The sequence below is a fragment of the Zooshikella sp. RANM57 genome (genome assembly GCF_050749885.1).
Taxonomy (GTDB): Bacteria; Pseudomonadota; Gammaproteobacteria; order Pseudomonadales; family Zooshikellaceae; genus Zooshikella.
In genome coordinates, this window is the sequence record NZ_JBOIUB010000017.1 from 57,766 (window position 1) to 73,525 (window position 15,760).

26 protein-coding genes and 1 pseudogene are annotated in these 15,760 nt (G+C 38.4%); 12 read left to right on the forward strand and 15 right to left on the reverse strand.

Annotated elements, in window-relative coordinates; translation table 11 throughout:
• Positions 1 to 261 precede the first annotated feature (261 nt).
• From ACQ96U_RS23960 to ACQ96U_RS23975, 4 genes are all read right to left on the reverse strand, one after another.
• On the reverse strand, positions 262 to 1,359 hold the full coding sequence (locus ACQ96U_RS23960; protein ID WP_431723801.1) for a tyrosine-type recombinase/integrase: 1,098 nt from the start codon (positions 1,357 to 1,359) through the stop codon (positions 262 to 264).
• A gap of 250 nt (positions 1,360 to 1,609) precedes the next feature.
• Positions 1,610 to 1,789, reverse strand: a complete 180-nt coding sequence (locus ACQ96U_RS23965) for a hypothetical protein (protein ID WP_431723802.1) — start codon at positions 1,787 to 1,789, stop codon at positions 1,610 to 1,612.
• A gap of 20 nt (positions 1,790 to 1,809) precedes the next feature.
• Positions 1,810 to 2,121 carry a hypothetical protein gene (locus ACQ96U_RS23970; protein WP_027709227.1) on the reverse strand — a complete coding sequence of 104 codons (312 nt, stop codon included), beginning with the start codon at positions 2,119 to 2,121 and terminating at the stop codon, positions 1,810 to 1,812.
• A gap of 4 nt (positions 2,122 to 2,125) precedes the next feature.
• The gene (locus tag ACQ96U_RS23975; RefSeq protein WP_431723826.1) at positions 2,126 to 2,404 is read right to left on the reverse strand and encodes a recombinase RecT; all 279 of its coding nucleotides are present in this window, start codon (positions 2,402 to 2,404) and stop codon (positions 2,126 to 2,128) included.
• 725 nt (positions 2,405 to 3,129) lie between these two features.
• On the opposite strand from ACQ96U_RS23975, the gene ACQ96U_RS23980 reads away from it, so the two are divergent.
• From ACQ96U_RS23980 to ACQ96U_RS24025, 10 genes are all read left to right on the forward strand, one after another.
• Entirely contained in the window at positions 3,130 to 3,258 is a 129-nt protein-coding gene (locus ACQ96U_RS23980; protein WP_431723803.1) for a hypothetical protein, read from the forward strand.
• Positions 3,259 to 3,288: 30 nt separating this feature from the next.
• Positions 3,289 to 3,447: a hypothetical protein gene (locus tag ACQ96U_RS23985; RefSeq protein ID WP_431723804.1), complete on the forward strand. Its 159-nt coding sequence runs from the start codon at positions 3,289 to 3,291 to the stop codon at positions 3,445 to 3,447.
• On the forward strand, positions 3,428 to 3,682 hold the full coding sequence (locus ACQ96U_RS23990) for a hypothetical protein (protein WP_431723805.1): 255 nt from the start codon (positions 3,428 to 3,430) through the stop codon (positions 3,680 to 3,682). The genes ACQ96U_RS23985 and ACQ96U_RS23990 overlap by 20 nt, the downstream gene beginning before the upstream one ends.
• A 176-nt stretch (positions 3,683 to 3,858) precedes the next feature.
• Complete coding sequence (locus ACQ96U_RS23995; RefSeq protein WP_431723806.1) at positions 3,859 to 4,230, forward strand: hypothetical protein; 372 nt, start codon at positions 3,859 to 3,861, stop codon at positions 4,228 to 4,230.
• A 143-nt stretch (positions 4,231 to 4,373) separates the two neighbouring features.
• Positions 4,374 to 4,721, forward strand: coding sequence for a hypothetical protein (locus tag ACQ96U_RS24000; protein WP_431723807.1), 348 nt, complete (start codon positions 4,374 to 4,376; stop codon positions 4,719 to 4,721).
• Between the two features lie 120 nt (positions 4,722 to 4,841).
• Positions 4,842 to 5,258 (forward strand): M15 family metallopeptidase, encoded by a 417-nt coding sequence (locus tag ACQ96U_RS24005; RefSeq protein WP_431723808.1) that lies wholly within the window; start codon positions 4,842 to 4,844, stop codon positions 5,256 to 5,258.
• Between the two features lie 184 nt (positions 5,259 to 5,442).
• Complete coding sequence (locus ACQ96U_RS24010) at positions 5,443 to 5,838, forward strand: 3TM-type holin (RefSeq protein ID WP_431723809.1); 396 nt, start codon at positions 5,443 to 5,445, stop codon at positions 5,836 to 5,838.
• A gap of 312 nt (positions 5,839 to 6,150) precedes the next feature.
• Complete coding sequence (locus tag ACQ96U_RS24015; protein ID WP_431723810.1) at positions 6,151 to 6,312, forward strand: hypothetical protein; 162 nt, start codon at positions 6,151 to 6,153, stop codon at positions 6,310 to 6,312.
• 203 nt (positions 6,313 to 6,515) lie between these two features.
• Complete coding sequence (locus ACQ96U_RS24020; protein ID WP_431723811.1) at positions 6,516 to 7,241, forward strand: hypothetical protein; 726 nt, start codon at positions 6,516 to 6,518, stop codon at positions 7,239 to 7,241.
• Positions 7,242 to 7,588: 347 nt separating this feature from the next.
• Positions 7,589 to 8,041 (forward strand): hypothetical protein, encoded by a 453-nt coding sequence (locus ACQ96U_RS24025; RefSeq protein WP_431723812.1) that lies wholly within the window; start codon positions 7,589 to 7,591, stop codon positions 8,039 to 8,041.
• A 91-nt stretch (positions 8,042 to 8,132) separates the two neighbouring features.
• Here the strand turns inward: ACQ96U_RS24025 and ACQ96U_RS24030 are convergent.
• Positions 8,133 to 8,249: pseudogene (locus ACQ96U_RS24030) on the reverse strand (hypothetical protein); the annotation flags it as partial.
• Between the two features lie 166 nt (positions 8,250 to 8,415).
• Between ACQ96U_RS24030 and ACQ96U_RS24035 the strand changes: the two are divergent.
• Positions 8,416 to 8,826, forward strand: a complete 411-nt coding sequence (locus ACQ96U_RS24035; RefSeq protein ID WP_431723813.1) for a group I truncated hemoglobin — start codon at positions 8,416 to 8,418, stop codon at positions 8,824 to 8,826.
• A gap of 228 nt (positions 8,827 to 9,054) precedes the next feature.
• Here ACQ96U_RS24035 and ACQ96U_RS24040 read toward each other — a convergent pair whose 3' ends face one another.
• The 7 genes from ACQ96U_RS24040 to ACQ96U_RS24070 form a co-directional block, all read right to left on the reverse strand.
• A complete protein-coding gene (locus ACQ96U_RS24040) occupies positions 9,055 to 9,291 on the reverse strand; it encodes a phage tail protein (protein ID WP_431723814.1) in 237 nt (78 codons plus the stop codon).
• Between the two features lie 79 nt (positions 9,292 to 9,370).
• On the reverse strand, positions 9,371 to 9,847 hold the full coding sequence (locus ACQ96U_RS24045) for an RDD family protein (RefSeq protein ID WP_431723815.1): 477 nt from the start codon (positions 9,845 to 9,847) through the stop codon (positions 9,371 to 9,373).
• A gap of 11 nt (positions 9,848 to 9,858) precedes the next feature.
• Positions 9,859 to 10,461 (reverse strand): hypothetical protein, encoded by a 603-nt coding sequence (locus ACQ96U_RS24050; protein WP_431723816.1) that lies wholly within the window; start codon positions 10,459 to 10,461, stop codon positions 9,859 to 9,861.
• A 132-nt stretch (positions 10,462 to 10,593) separates the two neighbouring features.
• On the reverse strand, positions 10,594 to 11,202 hold the full coding sequence (locus ACQ96U_RS24055) for a hypothetical protein (protein WP_431723817.1): 609 nt from the start codon (positions 11,200 to 11,202) through the stop codon (positions 10,594 to 10,596).
• 143 nt (positions 11,203 to 11,345) lie between these two features.
• Positions 11,346 to 11,588 carry a hypothetical protein gene (locus ACQ96U_RS24060; protein ID WP_431723818.1) on the reverse strand — a complete coding sequence of 81 codons (243 nt, stop codon included), beginning with the start codon at positions 11,586 to 11,588 and terminating at the stop codon, positions 11,346 to 11,348.
• A 195-nt stretch (positions 11,589 to 11,783) separates the two neighbouring features.
• Positions 11,784 to 12,215, reverse strand: coding sequence for a hypothetical protein (locus ACQ96U_RS24065; protein WP_431723819.1), 432 nt, complete (start codon positions 12,213 to 12,215; stop codon positions 11,784 to 11,786).
• A gap of 12 nt (positions 12,216 to 12,227) precedes the next feature.
• Entirely contained in the window at positions 12,228 to 12,719 is a 492-nt protein-coding gene (locus ACQ96U_RS24070) for an RDD family protein (protein WP_431723820.1), read from the reverse strand.
• Positions 12,720 to 13,276: 557 nt separating this feature from the next.
• Here ACQ96U_RS24070 and ACQ96U_RS24075 point away from each other — a divergent pair.
• The gene (locus ACQ96U_RS24075) at positions 13,277 to 13,813 is read left to right on the forward strand and encodes a DUF6939 family protein (RefSeq protein ID WP_431723821.1); all 537 of its coding nucleotides are present in this window, start codon (positions 13,277 to 13,279) and stop codon (positions 13,811 to 13,813) included.
• Between the two features lie 105 nt (positions 13,814 to 13,918).
• On the opposite strand, the gene ACQ96U_RS24080 is transcribed toward ACQ96U_RS24075, so the two are convergent.
• From ACQ96U_RS24080 to ACQ96U_RS24090, 3 genes are read right to left on the reverse strand one after another with little or no spacing between them, the layout of a single operon-like run.
• Positions 13,919 to 14,806, reverse strand: a complete 888-nt coding sequence (locus ACQ96U_RS24080) for a hypothetical protein (protein WP_431723822.1) — start codon at positions 14,804 to 14,806, stop codon at positions 13,919 to 13,921.
• Between the two features lie 17 nt (positions 14,807 to 14,823).
• Complete coding sequence (locus ACQ96U_RS24085) at positions 14,824 to 15,129, reverse strand: hypothetical protein (protein ID WP_431723823.1); 306 nt, start codon at positions 15,127 to 15,129, stop codon at positions 14,824 to 14,826.
• Positions 15,130 to 15,180: 51 nt separating this feature from the next.
• Positions 15,181 to 15,567, reverse strand: a complete 387-nt coding sequence (locus ACQ96U_RS24090; protein ID WP_431723824.1) for a hypothetical protein — start codon at positions 15,565 to 15,567, stop codon at positions 15,181 to 15,183.
• Positions 15,568 to 15,760 lie beyond the last annotated feature (193 nt).

The window sequence follows — 15,760 nt, forward strand, 5'->3', positions numbered from 1 at the left end:
TCACTACGACCACCGTATAACTATTAATGAACGTCTCTCTGACGTAAAACGTTACGTCTCATTGACGTATAATACTCTGATTGATTTTAACTGGTTCCCACTATTTGAACCATATTAATATAAATCAAATTAACATATCTAACTGATAATCAAGTGCTTTGTAATTTTCTATCGGGGGTTATACGTCAGAGTGACATAATATACTACGTCTCATTAATAGCTCTAATCTACATAACTCTTGAAGCTTATTTGGCTTATAACCTAATTATTAACAAAGTTTTGCACTGCCATACACTGCTTTGATAATGCTTCAAAATACCCCTCAATCGCCTCAACACAATTTGACAAATACGCTGGATCATAAGGCGCATAAATTTCTGTGGTTGAATATTGTTCCATACGGTGCCCAAGCTGCGCCACAACTTCCCAGGGAGGAACAGACTGTGAGCGTAACCAACGTGTCATCGTGTGCCGAAAAGAATACCCGGTCACCTTCCCTGTTAGTTCTGCTTTTTTAATCGCCGTAGCAAATGAGGTTTTAACGCTTTTAATCGGGACATTGGATCCAGAGATAATATTACAATCCGTCAAATGCCGTGTAGCCTGATGAATGAATTCAGGCATTTTGACCGTAGGCCGATATTTCTTGGTTTGTTTGCGCCCTGGTGGATTCAACGTAATCAGTCGATAATCATGATTCAGCTGACGGCTATGCAATTCCATGACTGCTGTGGGTCTGGCTAATGTGCCTAGCATCAATAAGCAATAACGCATCAGATAGTCCAGCTCAATCGCATCAAATAACCTTGCCATCTCTTCCAAGCTAAGCGGACGCCCCATTTCAACATTATTATGCATGGGGACTGAAATACTCATGACATTTACGGGCTTATCAATGTACTCGTTCTTGTAACAGAAATTGGTGGCGGCCCGCAGTGTAGTAAAGATGCGTTGAATATACCCTTCAGAGCAGCCCAACGTTTCCAAGTGAGCTTTAAACGCGCGCTGCTCCCGAATACTTAAATCCGATAACAACGCATCTTTCCAGTAATCAATCAGCTTTTCACAGTGTGTTTTAACTGACGTATGGCTGGGTATATTGACGCCATGTTCTGTGTAATAAATTGTAAGTGCACGGGCTAACGTGATTGATGCTTTTGAAACCTTATTGGGGTTATAGGTTTCAATAAAGAACTCCGCTAGTCGTTGCTGTGCCTCTTGAAAATCGCGAGTGCTGAGTGATACTCGCTCTGTCTGACGTGTTCGGCTGTTGTAGCCACACCGGTACCAAACGCTTCCTCGTTGGGCAAGAAACCATTTTCCGATCTGGTATCTTGGCTTGGGTTCTCTCCAGGACATACGGTTCTTCTCACTAAATATTCACATAACTGCCAACCCCAATAACGAGGCATTCCATGCGCGGATGTCTTAATATACCCAATCAGTCCCTGCCCTTTAAGGCGGTCTAACGTAGAACGGGAAATATCTAGTTTTTTGATTACTTCACAAGGGCGGTACTGCGCATATAAATTAATATCTAAGGCATCAGCAATTTCCTTATAGTTTTCTGCATCCGAAAATAATGTATTCAGTGACATTACGCATCCCTCTAATAATCACAGTCTTTGTGTCTAACCCTATCCATCATCTGGGCTATCGCCCTATTGGCAATCGATGCCGAGATATCTAATTGCGTGGTAGATAAAATGGTTCTAAAACCTGGCGGCAGGTGTTGTTTTTCAAGTTTAATAAAATGAATAACGCGTTCATTAGGCTTCCATTTTTCCATTGTGACGCCATCCTGGTGATTTACACTAAGCTTTTTTGAAGTTGGTTATTTTTACGGAGCCAGTTTTCGAGGTACTGTTTTTCTTTTTTTAATTTAGCAACATGTTCGATTAATGCGAGCTTGCGATCATAGTAAAACTTGCAATCGGATTTTAATTTAACCGTTTTATTGGCGATATCCCAAAAGTAATCAAACGGATCAATGACGGCTTTACAGTGGGCACATTCAAGCACTCGTCGTTGTTGATTCGCATAAATTTGGGAGTGATAACAGGTAAACCGTGCTTTAGGTTTAAACTGAGGTGATGGTTGAAACGGAATGAGTTCGCCCATGGAATTAGTCCTTTGTCACTTCGCCAGTGGAGGTATTAAGGATTTCCTTGGAGTGCTCAGTTTCACTTTGGTACTCCCCATCAAAGACATTGCTCGTATCAAACACCAACGGATGATCCTGACTCTCTCCAATTTGAGCTTGTTCTTCTAGTGTGACAGCGCGTTGCATTTCCACACTGACGGGGAGATATTTAAATAAACGACGAATGACGGTCTTCTTGGCCATCTCTTCGTAATGGGTTTTCCAAGGGTCTGAGTCTGCCGCGTTAAGGAAAGAAAAAATGGAAGCTCAGCTCTCTGTGATTCAGCTTGGGATGAATCCCACACATGAAGCTATTTGAAATGCACATCGGGAATTAAAGGAGTCGGCGGCAACAGCACAATCTGCCGTCGATGTGTTAGAGAAGCTATATGAAAAGGTCCTGATTAACCGAAAAGAAAAAAGCTGCTCACAGAGTGTGGGTGTGAAGCAGCTTTTAGGATCCAACCAGAACGGAGAGGATTATGAACACGCTTAATTTAAAAAACAATGATTTTTCGTATCTAGGTAGTCACGCATCAGTTAATAAACAAAAAGGGGATGTAAAAGTCGTGAATATAAAAAATATCTCTCCACGCTTAGAGCACAAACCTACGCTAACGAAAAAAAGCATTGCCTCAAAAATTAGGAAGGGACCGTGATGAATGAAGCAATGCGCAGAAGAGAGGTTTAAAGGTCAATTTAAACCCTGTCTAACAATCTATTAAATTATCGTAGATCTTTAAACTGAATTTTGTATTTATTTTTTCATAAATGGAAAATAATCTGCGATGAGTCAACTAGAAGCGCTTTTGGAACTACATATCAAGGGATTTTGCTTGACACCTCCTCAAAAAGAATTTCGCTTTCACCCCAAAAGGTTCTAGCGATTCGATTTTGCCTGGCAAGAAAGTAAATTTGCCATCGAAGTCGAAGGTGGTGCCTGGGTCAGTGGACGACATACACAAAGTAAAGGATTTTCCAATGACTTGGAAAAATACCATGAAGCAATGGCGTTAGGTTGGTTGGTGTATCGCTGTAATGGCGAGTTGATCAACAGAAGACTGGCGATTGGTGTCACTCGTCAATTGTTATACGAAAGACAGCAAACTGCTTAATGGTGTATATCGGTCATAGGGGGATAGACCATGAGTGTATTACATGAATTAGCCGAAGTGATCGGTCATGATGCCGCCATCAAATTAGGGCAACACTTGGGTGGTGCGCGTTTATATATTCCACATCAGATGACGGATAGCCATACGCTTAGCACTCTTAGGCTTGGACTTGGCTCAAAAACTCAGTGATTATTACCAAGGGGAACACATTGAGCTACCCTCAAAACAGCTCTTTAAACAGATCCGAAATGAAATGATGCGTAAGGATTATGAGTCGTTAAAGTTGGGTGGTGGTTGTTCTCGAGCCGATTGGTTAGCCATCAAGTATGGAGTATGCAAACGGCAGGCGTTGAATATACTGAGGGAGGATGGGGTTGGGCTGGAAGGGGAGCCAGTTCAGACTGCATTAGAATTACAATCATGACAAAATTTTTGTGATACAGTTCGTTGGGTGTTAAAATTCTGCCGCTATTTTAGGCGTGAATAACGCTTAGTGTGCGATATTAACTATAGTTATATTTGCTTGCATCTATAATCAATCAAAATTATGACGATTTAGTCAGTATATTTTAACCTCTTATCAGTATTTAATTATTTAAAATGAAACATATAAAATACTTTTTAATAGTTCTTGTTAGTACTTTCCCTTTGGTGATCCACTCAGCTAATGCAGCAAATATTTATACCGCCAGCAGCCATTCAATTGGTGATATCACATTTCACTCGGTGAAAGAGACTATTTACCCTTCAACTGCAGGCGTTGTTCAAGTCACTTTTTCAAGCATAGCTTGGAATGATAGCACTAACTGCAATAAAAGATTTGTATATATCCGAAATGAGGACTCCCACTTAGTTTCTGCTATTTTGACTGCATACACTGCTGGTATGCAGATTAGGATTTTTGTTGATGATGATTTGCAAGCTGATGATCATATTTGTTATGTGAGAGCACTAAAGTTAGTTAAAGGTTAATAACACTGTAGATACCACAATTCGAATGTAAAAAAGAGTACGAATTAAAAATATAATTATTATCGGTTTTCCCTCCAATTGAGCGTGTATTATTGCTTATCTTGGCTTTTTGATTTGTCAAACTGTATTAGGAAGTGAAACACATGAAGTCTTTTTTTAAATTATTATCGTGTTTATTTATTTTATTTAGTGCTTTTGCGTTAAGTGACGAGCTTACAACGAGCCCTTATACTCAAATTGAATCCGTTGATGCTTTTACAGATTTTGGTGATGGAGATATTATTTTCGATCTTGTGGCAAAAGTGAATGGGTGTGAAAGAGGCTATTGGATGAACAAAAATCATCCTGGGTATAACACTACAATGAGTATGATTATTGCCGCTTACCAGGCCAAAACCCGTGTTCTTGTAAGAGGTTATTCTCAGCGCCGTTGGACTGGTAGTGCAGGCCCCTTTTGTCAGTTATATTCTATTAGATATGTTCCAAACTAATTTTTTAATTAGAATAAGTGAAAATCAAGTGAAAAATCAAGTAATGAAATTTTTCACCTAATCAACGCATTTTAAATCCCTCACAATCCTCAGCATTGATTGAATAATGCTGAGGATACTATGCCACAATTCAGTACTCGCTCACTTGAGCGACTTACCAGTTGCCATCCCGATCTGCAGGTGGTGTTCCAGGAAGTCATAAAAGACTGCGACTGTACGATATTAGAAGGTTTTCGTAGCCGAGAAGCGCAGAATGACGCTTATTCAGCCGGTCGTTCTAAGCTTAAATTTCCTCAAAGCAAACACAATCACTCTCCATCACTCGCGGTGGATGTCGCGCCTTATCCTATCGATTGGCAGGATATTAACGGGTTTTATTACTTTGGTGGGCTGGTGCTGGGTACGGCATTAAACCTGTATAAAAACGGCCAAATTAGTCATCGATTACGCTGGGGTGGTGATTGGGACCGGGATCATGATGTCAGTGATCAGTCATTTAATGACCTGGTACATTTCGAACTTTACAAGGAAGCATGATGGATAAATCAGGCATCGCGAGTTATAGCGTAGGCACAGTGACCGCTGTGGGTGCCGCTATCGTGGAACAATGGAATCCTATGGATTGGCTCACCGCCATTGGCGTTATCGTGGGAGTGATTGGGGTGATCGTCAGAATGTATAAGGATATTGCCGCTCATATGGATCGGCGTAGGGAGGAAGAATGAATTGGTTAGCGAAATTAGTCAGTGGTGGCCTGGCCGAGCCAATTGATGCCATTGGCAATGTACTGGATAAAGTCACCACCTCAGATGCAGAGCGTATGCAGGCGGAGATTTTATTAGAGCGTCTGCGTCAACAGCCTCAGGTTTTACAGGTTGAACTGAATAAATTGGAATCACAGCACCGCAGTTTATTTGTTGCTGGCTGGCGTCCGTTTATAGGCTGGGTCTGTGGGTTGGGTTTAACGTTTACCTTTTTAATTAACCCCATCGTACAATGGGTATCAGGGAAGCCAGGACCTCAACTGCCGTTTGATATTATGACGGAGCTGGTCTTAGCCCTTTTGGGTTTAGGTGCGCTCAGAACGGCTGAGAAGTTCGGAGGACGGGCCAAATAATGCGTCGTAAGCTGCTCCCGAAACAGGCGATGTTTGTGAAGGAATATCTGGTAGATCTGAATACCACATAAGCCGCCATACGGGCTGGGTACCACAAGCAGGGAGATCAAAGCCTTATTAACCGGATTGCGAACCATTAGCATCGGCTTACTTACTACACCTATTGTTGGCTGGTTTATCAGTTTAATTGTGGCAACGGGTATCGCCATTTATAAAAACCGAAACCAAGTGAAAGCGTTTTTGAGTGGAAGGCCAGAATAAAACTCTGGTCCCTGTAATACTTTAAAAACTATCCATGATCATATGAATATTATGATTAATAATCCAGAAAAAATTCCCGGATTAATTTGGGATAATACCAAAGAAAAATTCAGCAAGATGGAGAAAGGTATTTCCTATGCCTGGGATTCTATGTTTGGCGATAAAGAGGAATCAACATTAAGTTCCCGCTCATCAAAACCTCAGGAGCCATAGTTATTCAAAAATACCAGCCATATCACCATTGTCCAGCAAGCCGGCGAAGACAGTGAAGCCTTAGCCAGAAGAGTGGCGAAAGAAGAAATAAAAGCACAAAAGCAGCAGGCAAGTTCGAGATAGCGTGGAATGTTGTATGATTTGCAATAGACGTAATATAATACAGGCACTGTATTTATTGAAATAAAAAAAGTGATTTAGTAGTGAAAAAAATAATATCTGCTCTCTTATTTAGTCTTCCGATATCAGGTTTTTGTTCAGAGATAAATGGTGTTGACTTTCCGGATGGAAATCTATCTTTTGCAGATAAATTAGTTTCCTATTCTCCTGGTAGTGGTGTAACCACACCATATACTAATGGACAAAACGCTATAGACATTCCTGATTATGTTTCTGGAGGAAGTCCAGAGTATGTTTCTTTAGGTGATCAGGGAGAAATTATAGTACAGTTTACGAATAACTCACTTACCACATCAGGTGATTCTTCAAGTGATTTATGGATTTTTGAGGTTGGTAACGTACTTGAGCCTACAGACATATACATCAGCGAAAACGGTTCCAAGTGGATTTATGTAGGATCAACCAGTGGTGGTAAAGGCGGCATAGATATTGATGCTTATTTAAATAACGGGGTTTCACATAATACAAAATATAATTTTGTGAAAGTAGTTGATCTATTACCAACACAAAGTGGATCTCCATGGGCAGGAGCGGATATTGATGCCATTGGAGCTATATCATCTTCTGAAGGGGTTTGTGGAAAAAATGAAGCCTTATCACCAGCAACGTATGACAAAAATACAGGTAAACTGTATATTCCTTACGTTATAGCGGGTGAAAAGTGTTATGAGCTTGAGCTAAATGGTACTGAAGGAATAGATATTGAGCTTGTAGAAACATATTTAAAATCAAAAATCGAAAACAAGTAAACAAACTAATATTTTAACGAAATGGTATTGCTTTAAACCAATTAAGGGGAGTTAGTTGACCCTATTAAAATAGAAAGTGCTTTACCTTTTTCTATATATCAAGTGACGTAATTACTTACGTCACTTTTTTCATTAAATCACTAAGTTAAACTACTCCCTCATACAACGCCCAGGTTCAATAGAGTAGCGACGTTCTTCAGCTCCACTTGACCATCACAAGATTTTTGGCCATGTTGAGGATAAGGTAGTAGCCTTTTTGAGTGATATTTAAATGATCTTCCGTTTTGGAAAATGTCACTGAATATCTATTATGCATTCGTTGTTCAGAGATAATAGAGAGAATGATAATGACAAATATCTATAAAGGCCCTGAGGCTGGTATTGAAAAAGAAGAAGCAGAAAAACTTCATTTCCATTCAAAAACAGGGTGGAAAGTATTTTTCTTTATCATGGTGGCATTAGAAATAATATCTTTATTATCTTTAGTGTTCGGTGAAGCAACTTCTCTAGTCAATATATTTGGTGAGATTGTTTTATATGGCCTTCTTCTTCTAGGACTGTATGGGTTTGCTTTTAACAAAAAAATATTTGTCAGAAAGTTTTGGTTTTTTATGATTTTTGTGACCCTTCTCTGGGACGGTTATTCAATGTTTTACCAGCTTGGTGAACTAGTAGAAGATAAGCTAGAAGCTTACTTTGCAATTGCGTTTCTCACCATTTTTTGGCTCCCATTCTTCGTTTTTCTAACAATCGCGTTTTATAAATACAGCTTCCGTTCACCCGAAATATGGAATCAATAAAACTGGCCCTATTTGAGGTAGAAAGCATCACCCCTCTACCTTATGTACACTGTATGTTACGACACCAAAGACAGCGAACTCCCGTTCTGGATCAAGGCGGATTTTGGGATATTGAAGATTCATCGGCAGTAGCCAGCCAGTATTGGTTATTCTTAATGTAAAGCTGTTTTACGGTAAGATCACCATCGACCTCTGCCACTATCATGTTACCACTGCATAGACTCGTCTAAACTTATTACGTTAGCTTGTTACATACTAAAGAGAGGTTGCAGCTGGATATATTCAAAAAGGTCAAAGCAATGCTTACGCAAAATAAGTGTAAGAAAGTCTGGGCTCCACTAAAGTTTGCAATTGTTTTATTTACAGGAGCTTTGATGGCACCAGCACAAATCCAGGCACAACAAGAAGCCTCTCTTTATGAGCGCTTGGGAGGATTAGCACCTATTTCAATTGTGATCAGTGATTTTATTGATGCTCTAGTACCTGATGCTACTCTCAATCAAAATCCAGCAATTGATGCAGCTAGAAAACGAGTTCCTGCTCCTTATCTGAAATACCATGTGACTGCGATGGTATGCCAAGCTACAGGAGGACCATGTCAGTATCATGGAAAGGCGATGAAAGCAGCTCATGCCCATTTAAATATTACAGGACAAGAGTGGGATCGCATGTTGACTATTTTTAAGGAGGTACTTGCAAAACACAAAGTGCCAGCAAATGAGACCAAAGAGCTTCTTGATATTGTAGAGTCAACGAAAACAGACATTGTCACTCAAATGCCTTAGTAGAATGTGCGCATAAGCAGAGCAGGGGAAACACGCAAAAACTCCTCATGAGAAAAGAGAGACTGTTAGTTTGTCTTTTCCTTAACACGGTTTACTTCGTTACAGCTTCTACAGTTATTACATACCCCTGATAACTGCATATCAGCTTCAGCGATAAATTCAGGATTGCCCAGTAAAGCCACCTCAATATCAGAGGAGTTTGCGTAATAATAAACCAGGGCGTTAATCTCATAGTTTCACCTGTTCTAGACCACCTAAATAATACGGATAAATCACGCCGTTAAGCGTTAAGCTCTGTCGTCCTGGACCTATATATTGGTAAGCTGGAGTGTTCAAAATACGTTCCTGCTGATTCCACCGATAATGATGGGTTTGCTGACTGGATTGATAAGCAGCCGTATCGCGACTAAACCGAAAACAGACTTGTTGTTGAGGATTGGTGAGAATTAACATGGGCTGAGGCATAGCAAGCTCCTTTAGCTATGCCCAATATAGGTAGAAATTACAGCGGAAAGTTAGGGGAAAAATTTGTTATATAAAATATTTAAATCACCTTTTCTACTTCAATAACATATGTTCTCGGTATTTTGTCATGCCAACCTACTGGTCGATCATTTTTACTTCCGAACGAAAGCATTTCAAAAGGGATAAACCGACAAAGGGTTCGTATAACCACCTGAAAAAAGTTTGGCTTTAGCCCCTGCCAATTAACCACTTTGGTCTGCGTTATAAGCTTTCCTAGAGTTCTTCCCCATATGGCTTCCTGAGGAACAAAATAAACGAGAAATGTAATAAGGGTTATAACTTTGTCAGTAAATATATACTCTAAGTGAGTAGCCTCAAATACCTCCAGTAACAGCCTAATAACTATAGCTACAGGAAATGCAGTGATAATTAAAAATATTAAATCAATTATCATATTCACAAAACGCTTCATCGTACCCGCTATTTTTGACTCATCAAATACAATGTCGTTTTGTGAAAGGTCTGCTTCAGGTGATTTATAAGCTTGATTAGTCATTTATTACAAACTCACAAGCTATTCATAAATTCAATAGCTCGGATATTTACACCTGATATGACACTAGGCCCAACTTTATTTGCCATGACATCATCACAAGGAACTGATTCTCCATATACCATAACGAAAGAACGACTATGATTAGGAGGTAGTACTTTACGGTGCACTTTTTCGACTACACACTTTTGCAAGCTTTCCCCTTCTTGCTGAAAAGATCTTTTATTAACCTTAAAATAAGTCTGATAGTTTAGGCCTTTAAAAAGCATATTATCGTGGTTAAAGGCATCTTTATCTTTTATCTCACTTAAGATATAGGAATGAACTCCTACTTCATTAAAAACAACAAAGAAGGTTCTTTCAGAGTTGTCTATAATATTCTTACTAGTAAAGTAATACCATTCTTCTTTGCTTTGAGTTCCACTAAATCCATCATGGTACTCTTCATACCGCTTACCTGATGAGGAGTCTACTAACTCATATGACTTAGGTATGTTGAGCTGTATAGCAGGCGAAGAGTTAGACACCAGCACATTATCATTCACGTTTCGCTTGACATTGATACCACAACCCACAAGCACTACCGATAAAACAATAAGTAACAATGTATTTTTCATAACTAACCTAATTTAGATACTGTTCATACTCTATTTTGAGGCCGGCATAATATCACCTGCTCAATATTCGGCCAACATACCCAAGCATCAATATTGATCTAATCCAATTACTTCAACTGTAAGAAAAAGTATTTATAAACTCATTTTTCGAACCAGCTCATTCGCTTGCTTATCAACTTTAGTCAACAAAGCATTATCATCCACTCTTCCATTTTGAAATTTGTTACAAGGTAAAGTTGTAATGTAGCTAATTGAAAACAAATGCTTTTTCTCTGTATTTAGAAATGTCCAAAACCTTTTGGCTAGGCTACATTGATCTATGACATCTTTATCCAGTGGTGATCTGTGCACTTCAAAAAAAGTGGTATAACTAGTGTCATTAATAGTTATAGCACTTCGGTTAAAGTAACTATTTCCCCAGTTTTTAATATCATACGTTAATGTTTTACTCGCATCGCTAAAATCTATTGTTAAAGTACTATCAGTAACCCCTTCGGCATTACGTTTCTTAAAGTAAAACCAGTCACGATGCTCGTATGCACTACCTGTAACATTAGAAAATTGAACGAGCTTTTTCCCCGAAAAAGAGTCAATAAATTCATATTCATAAGGTACTGCTAGTCGAATTTTTGGGTGGCTCTCAGAAACTACAACGTTATCATAGCCAGCATATCGCTTTACAGGCGCGGCACATCCTGAAAAAAACACAGATAAAACAATAAGTAATAAAGCTTTCTTCATAATTAACCTTACGTAGCTACTGCACAGGTACTCGTAAATCGCGGCATATTAGCAGCTTGCTAAGCAGCATCCAATACGAAGAAAAGCTTATACTGAGCTAGCTCAATAGGAAAATTGATTTTTATAGATCGTAAGATAGAGCACTAACTATCGCGTCTTAGAAAATATACCGCATTTTCAATAGCTTGCTTTTCAGATAGTCTAGGGTTCTTATTTTTTTCGTGATTTAACAAACGCTCTGCACGCTCAACATCACCACGACAGAGTCCTACAAGCTCACTCATCACTGAATCGAGTTCATACCCTGTACTCTTGCGATTAAAAAGTTTTTTATACAGAAAAAAGGACGTCACAAATAACAGAATGGCAATAATTACTAAGTGCAAACTAATACCCCTTTAATAGAATCCCTTATACAATTTGAAGTATCTAATTTTATGAAATTCCTTTTCAAAGAGTCTATCACGTAATTATACTTATCCTGATAATAAATAACCCAAGCTTATTGGCAAGGGCTATTGTTGTTCTTTCTTAGTTCTATCTGGTAGTCGTTAAGTATTATTAATCAAGAGGCTTGCCCCTTATTTTCTTTCCTCAACCAACTTATCAAAATCAGCTTCAAGCTCTTTTATTTCTTTAGTAAGATTTTTATTTTCTTGATTACCGCCATCGCCAATTTGAATAACTACCTCGAAGATATCAATATTGTTCATATCTTCAGGGAACGGCTTAAGTGGAAATATATTCACTATACACTGCTGTAATAAACTTGGAACAACATCAGTGCGGCTATCAAGTAGAACAATATTATAAAGAGCACCATCAGAAGCAACTGCTACCAATATACGTGAGTTTGGAGCTATTTGCTTAATGCAATCCAAGGTTTGAACTTTACTGCGAATACTTTGTGCATAATCTGAAGAAATTTGTTGCTTAGTTAATTCTTTTTGAGAACTTATACAACCAGTCAATATAATGCTTAATAAAGCTAGTAGTAGATAGTATTTTTTCATTAGCAAAACTTCTCACTTTTGCATGTCAATTACTTTCGTGCTTGCTACTAGGTCATGCAAACAACGTCTTTCACGACTGAATATAAAAAGTCCATCAATCAACCATAACACTCCCAGAAATGCATCACCGATCCAAAATAGGGCATGACGTAAAAATAATAAGGAGAACAGATCAGATTTTTCATCACTGCTATAGCTTACAATTGCAATTTTTAGTAATTTCTTACCTACGGTTTGACCACTTTTGATAAGAAGGTAAATATTTAGCACCAAAAATAATAAAATGACTATACCAACATAAGTTAAAAAAATAGTATCTTTATCTTGCCAATAATAATCTTGAGACTCCAAAAACCAAAACCCCAAAAAAAGCAAACCAGCCAATGTTATCCTATCAATAAATGTAGCCCAAAAGCGCTTTGATATGGACGCAAGCTTATATGTATCTGAAACATTTTCTCGTAACTCTGCATCAGGTGCGTGGTAAATTTCACTATTACTCATAACTACTCACTAACTTCGTACTAAGCAAAAAGCCGCCGCATTATACCGATAAGTACATCACATTCAACTGCGTTAAATCAGCATTCCTTAATGCTATAGAACAACTCCACTGCTATTACCTTCAGTGGTTGATGAAAAGCTACACTATGAAAAACCGATCAATTATTAATCAATTCAAGCAGCCGATTTGAACGTGACAATTAGGGAAACTGTTACGGAAGTGTCACGCAGAGAAGAAAAAAATGCCCCAAAAAGGCTATTTTTGACTGTAATAAACTATATAAAATAATGAGTTAATACAAAAGTCCTTCTATTAATGGGCTTCTGGAGGCAAGGGTCGCTGGTTCAAATCCAGTCACTCCGACCAATAAAATCAAGAAGTTAGCTCCCTACCCTCACTTCAAAAACAACCTACTGTGTCATATCGCTATCTGGACTCAAAAATTGGTGTATAGATAATCGAGCTCAAGCACTGTATATTACAGTTGTCGAATATTAATATGTGTATATTGTCCAAGTTTTGATAATAATGAATAGATGCCTACAAAGAGTGAAGTATGAAAATTGTTGTAGCAAGCAAGCGAAAGAAAATTGATACTCTGAATAAAGAGTATCCTGGTCACGAAGTACTAGATATTACCTCAAAAGCAGTAGACCCTTGGGTAAAATTTAGCCCATTTTATCCCCATGGAGATATTCCAATTCCTTTTTCAAATGAGTTGAGCCAATCAGTCGAAGGCTTATGGCAAGCTCTAAAGGTCTTTGAGAAAGAAGATATTGATATTAAAAAAACGCTTATTACGAATATGAAAGGGATCAAGCGTACAGTAAGAAGACTTGGAAAAGTAAAAGGTCATAGAAAAGGCATCCATGGTAATGAGCTTCTTGGTTATCTAGAAGCACGAAAAAAAATATATATCCCAGCTTATTATTGGGTATTAAATAATAAGCTAACAACTGAGCTTAATATAATTAAAGAAAAAGCTTCTAATGGTGTTGTTCTGCTCGATTATGAGACCAATGGAGATATCAATGATCTTAGAAAGCCTCTAAGTCATGCTCATTTGGTAAAACAACACTTAGAGAAAGAATAAATTTTGGGGCATTGCCCGAAAGGGAGCGCTCTCTGACGAGAGCTAGACGCAGGTTCGAATCCTGCCCTTTCTCCCAATGGTTTCCAGTATGATCAATTTTTCAGCTTAAATTATTACGGAAATAACACCATAGTCAGGTTTAATATCACCACACGAGTCATCTTCTTCAAGCACACGTTTATCTCGATAGTGATAATCCTCATTAATTTCACGCTTTCTCAACTCATGATGCCCTCCTTGCCTAATTCGGTAATTATTACCAACGCTTTCCCATTGATTAGCATTAAGCTGATATACACGTTGCCTGCGAGAAAGCCTGGACAGGTTTTCTAAAATTCTACGGAGAGTAGGTGTATCACGGTTAGCATTATAGGCAAGCATATCATCATATGTTTGCCTGAGCCTTTGAAACCGTTCATTATCATTTATGATATACTGGGCATTCTCTTCAAATCCTTCTCCAGGATCATCTGTCCTACGTCCACCTTCAGGTCCAATGAAAAGATTCCATGGCATCCAAGCATAAAAAGATTCAAAATTATCCCATGCTTGAGGGTAATTATCACCGCCTTCACGAATAAGCCCAAAACCCATATTTACAAGCATATTTGCAACAGCCTGCAAGTCAACCGCATTCGCAGCACAACCATTGGCATTTGCTCCAAAGTATCGAGGGATCATGTTGCCAAATTGATTAAAAAAAGTCCTAGCCAGCAAAATATCCCCATTATCAATGACATTGTTATAAAAGGCTCTTAAGACATTAAAAGGGATAATATGGTGCCTCGCCACTGGTATAGTATATTCTGCACCAACACCAGATCGATCCAATCGAGCATTATAATTAGGCAAAGCGGGATAAGGTGCTGCAGGCCTATCGCCTATTTCTAGCCTGTAATTCCCTGGAGGATCATCCTGAGCAAAAGCTGGGCATGCAATCAATGCAGTTACCAGCATACTAATCTTCACATATCGACTACAATTCATACTCATTGAAATCTCCTTCGATACTACTTAATGAGTATCTTATTCCAGTCATCACAAGTACCCCCTCTCTGATCAACAAGCTGTACTTTGGCACCAGTTGATTTTGCAAGTAAAATACTTTTTAGAAAAATAATTCCATTTACTTCATTATTGATATCATCCCAAGCATTCACGCGATGCCATTCTGACTTGCCTAACATCTGAACCTTTATATATTTATTCTCATCCCCCACATCCACTTTATTGATAATACCCTCAGCACATGAGGCCTCTGCAAAAGCAGTGCTAGCACCCAAACAGAGAAAAATAGATATCGCAATATTTCTCATAATCAACCCCTTATTGAAAATTCAGAAAAACCGGTTAAATAATGATTTGAATTATTCAATAATAATTCTGTTCCAGTCATCACAGTCACTACCATGCTGGTCTCTCAAAATCACTTTGGCGACTGTCGCTTTTGCAAATAAAACGGTCTGTAAATAAGCCATTCCCTCCGGTTTAGCATCAATATCAATATTTTCATCTAGTTTTAGCCAGTAAGCTTTTATGGGATTACTAGATTTATACTGATCATATTGGTTGTCATTTTTAGTGATATTTTTATGAAAATTATTAAAATGGCTTTCAACCTGAACTTTAATTTTCCTATTATTGTCACCAACTTCAACAGCTTTAATAACACCATCGGTTACACACAGAGCATCATTGGCAGCCGCAGAAAAAGATACTACGGACAACAGTGCAATTATTGATAATTTTTTCATAGAAAATATCCTCATATTAGGTAAGAGGTTCATGTGGTGGAATCAGAAAAATAACACAGCCGAATTATCAATACTGTGGACAGTTTTTGGCTGAGAATGGTAGGTTGTACCAAAGATAGAAACTGCGAGAATGCGGTTGTCAAAGTCGTATTGTCACAGGAATCTATCTTTGGAAAGCATAGTAAAAACTGTT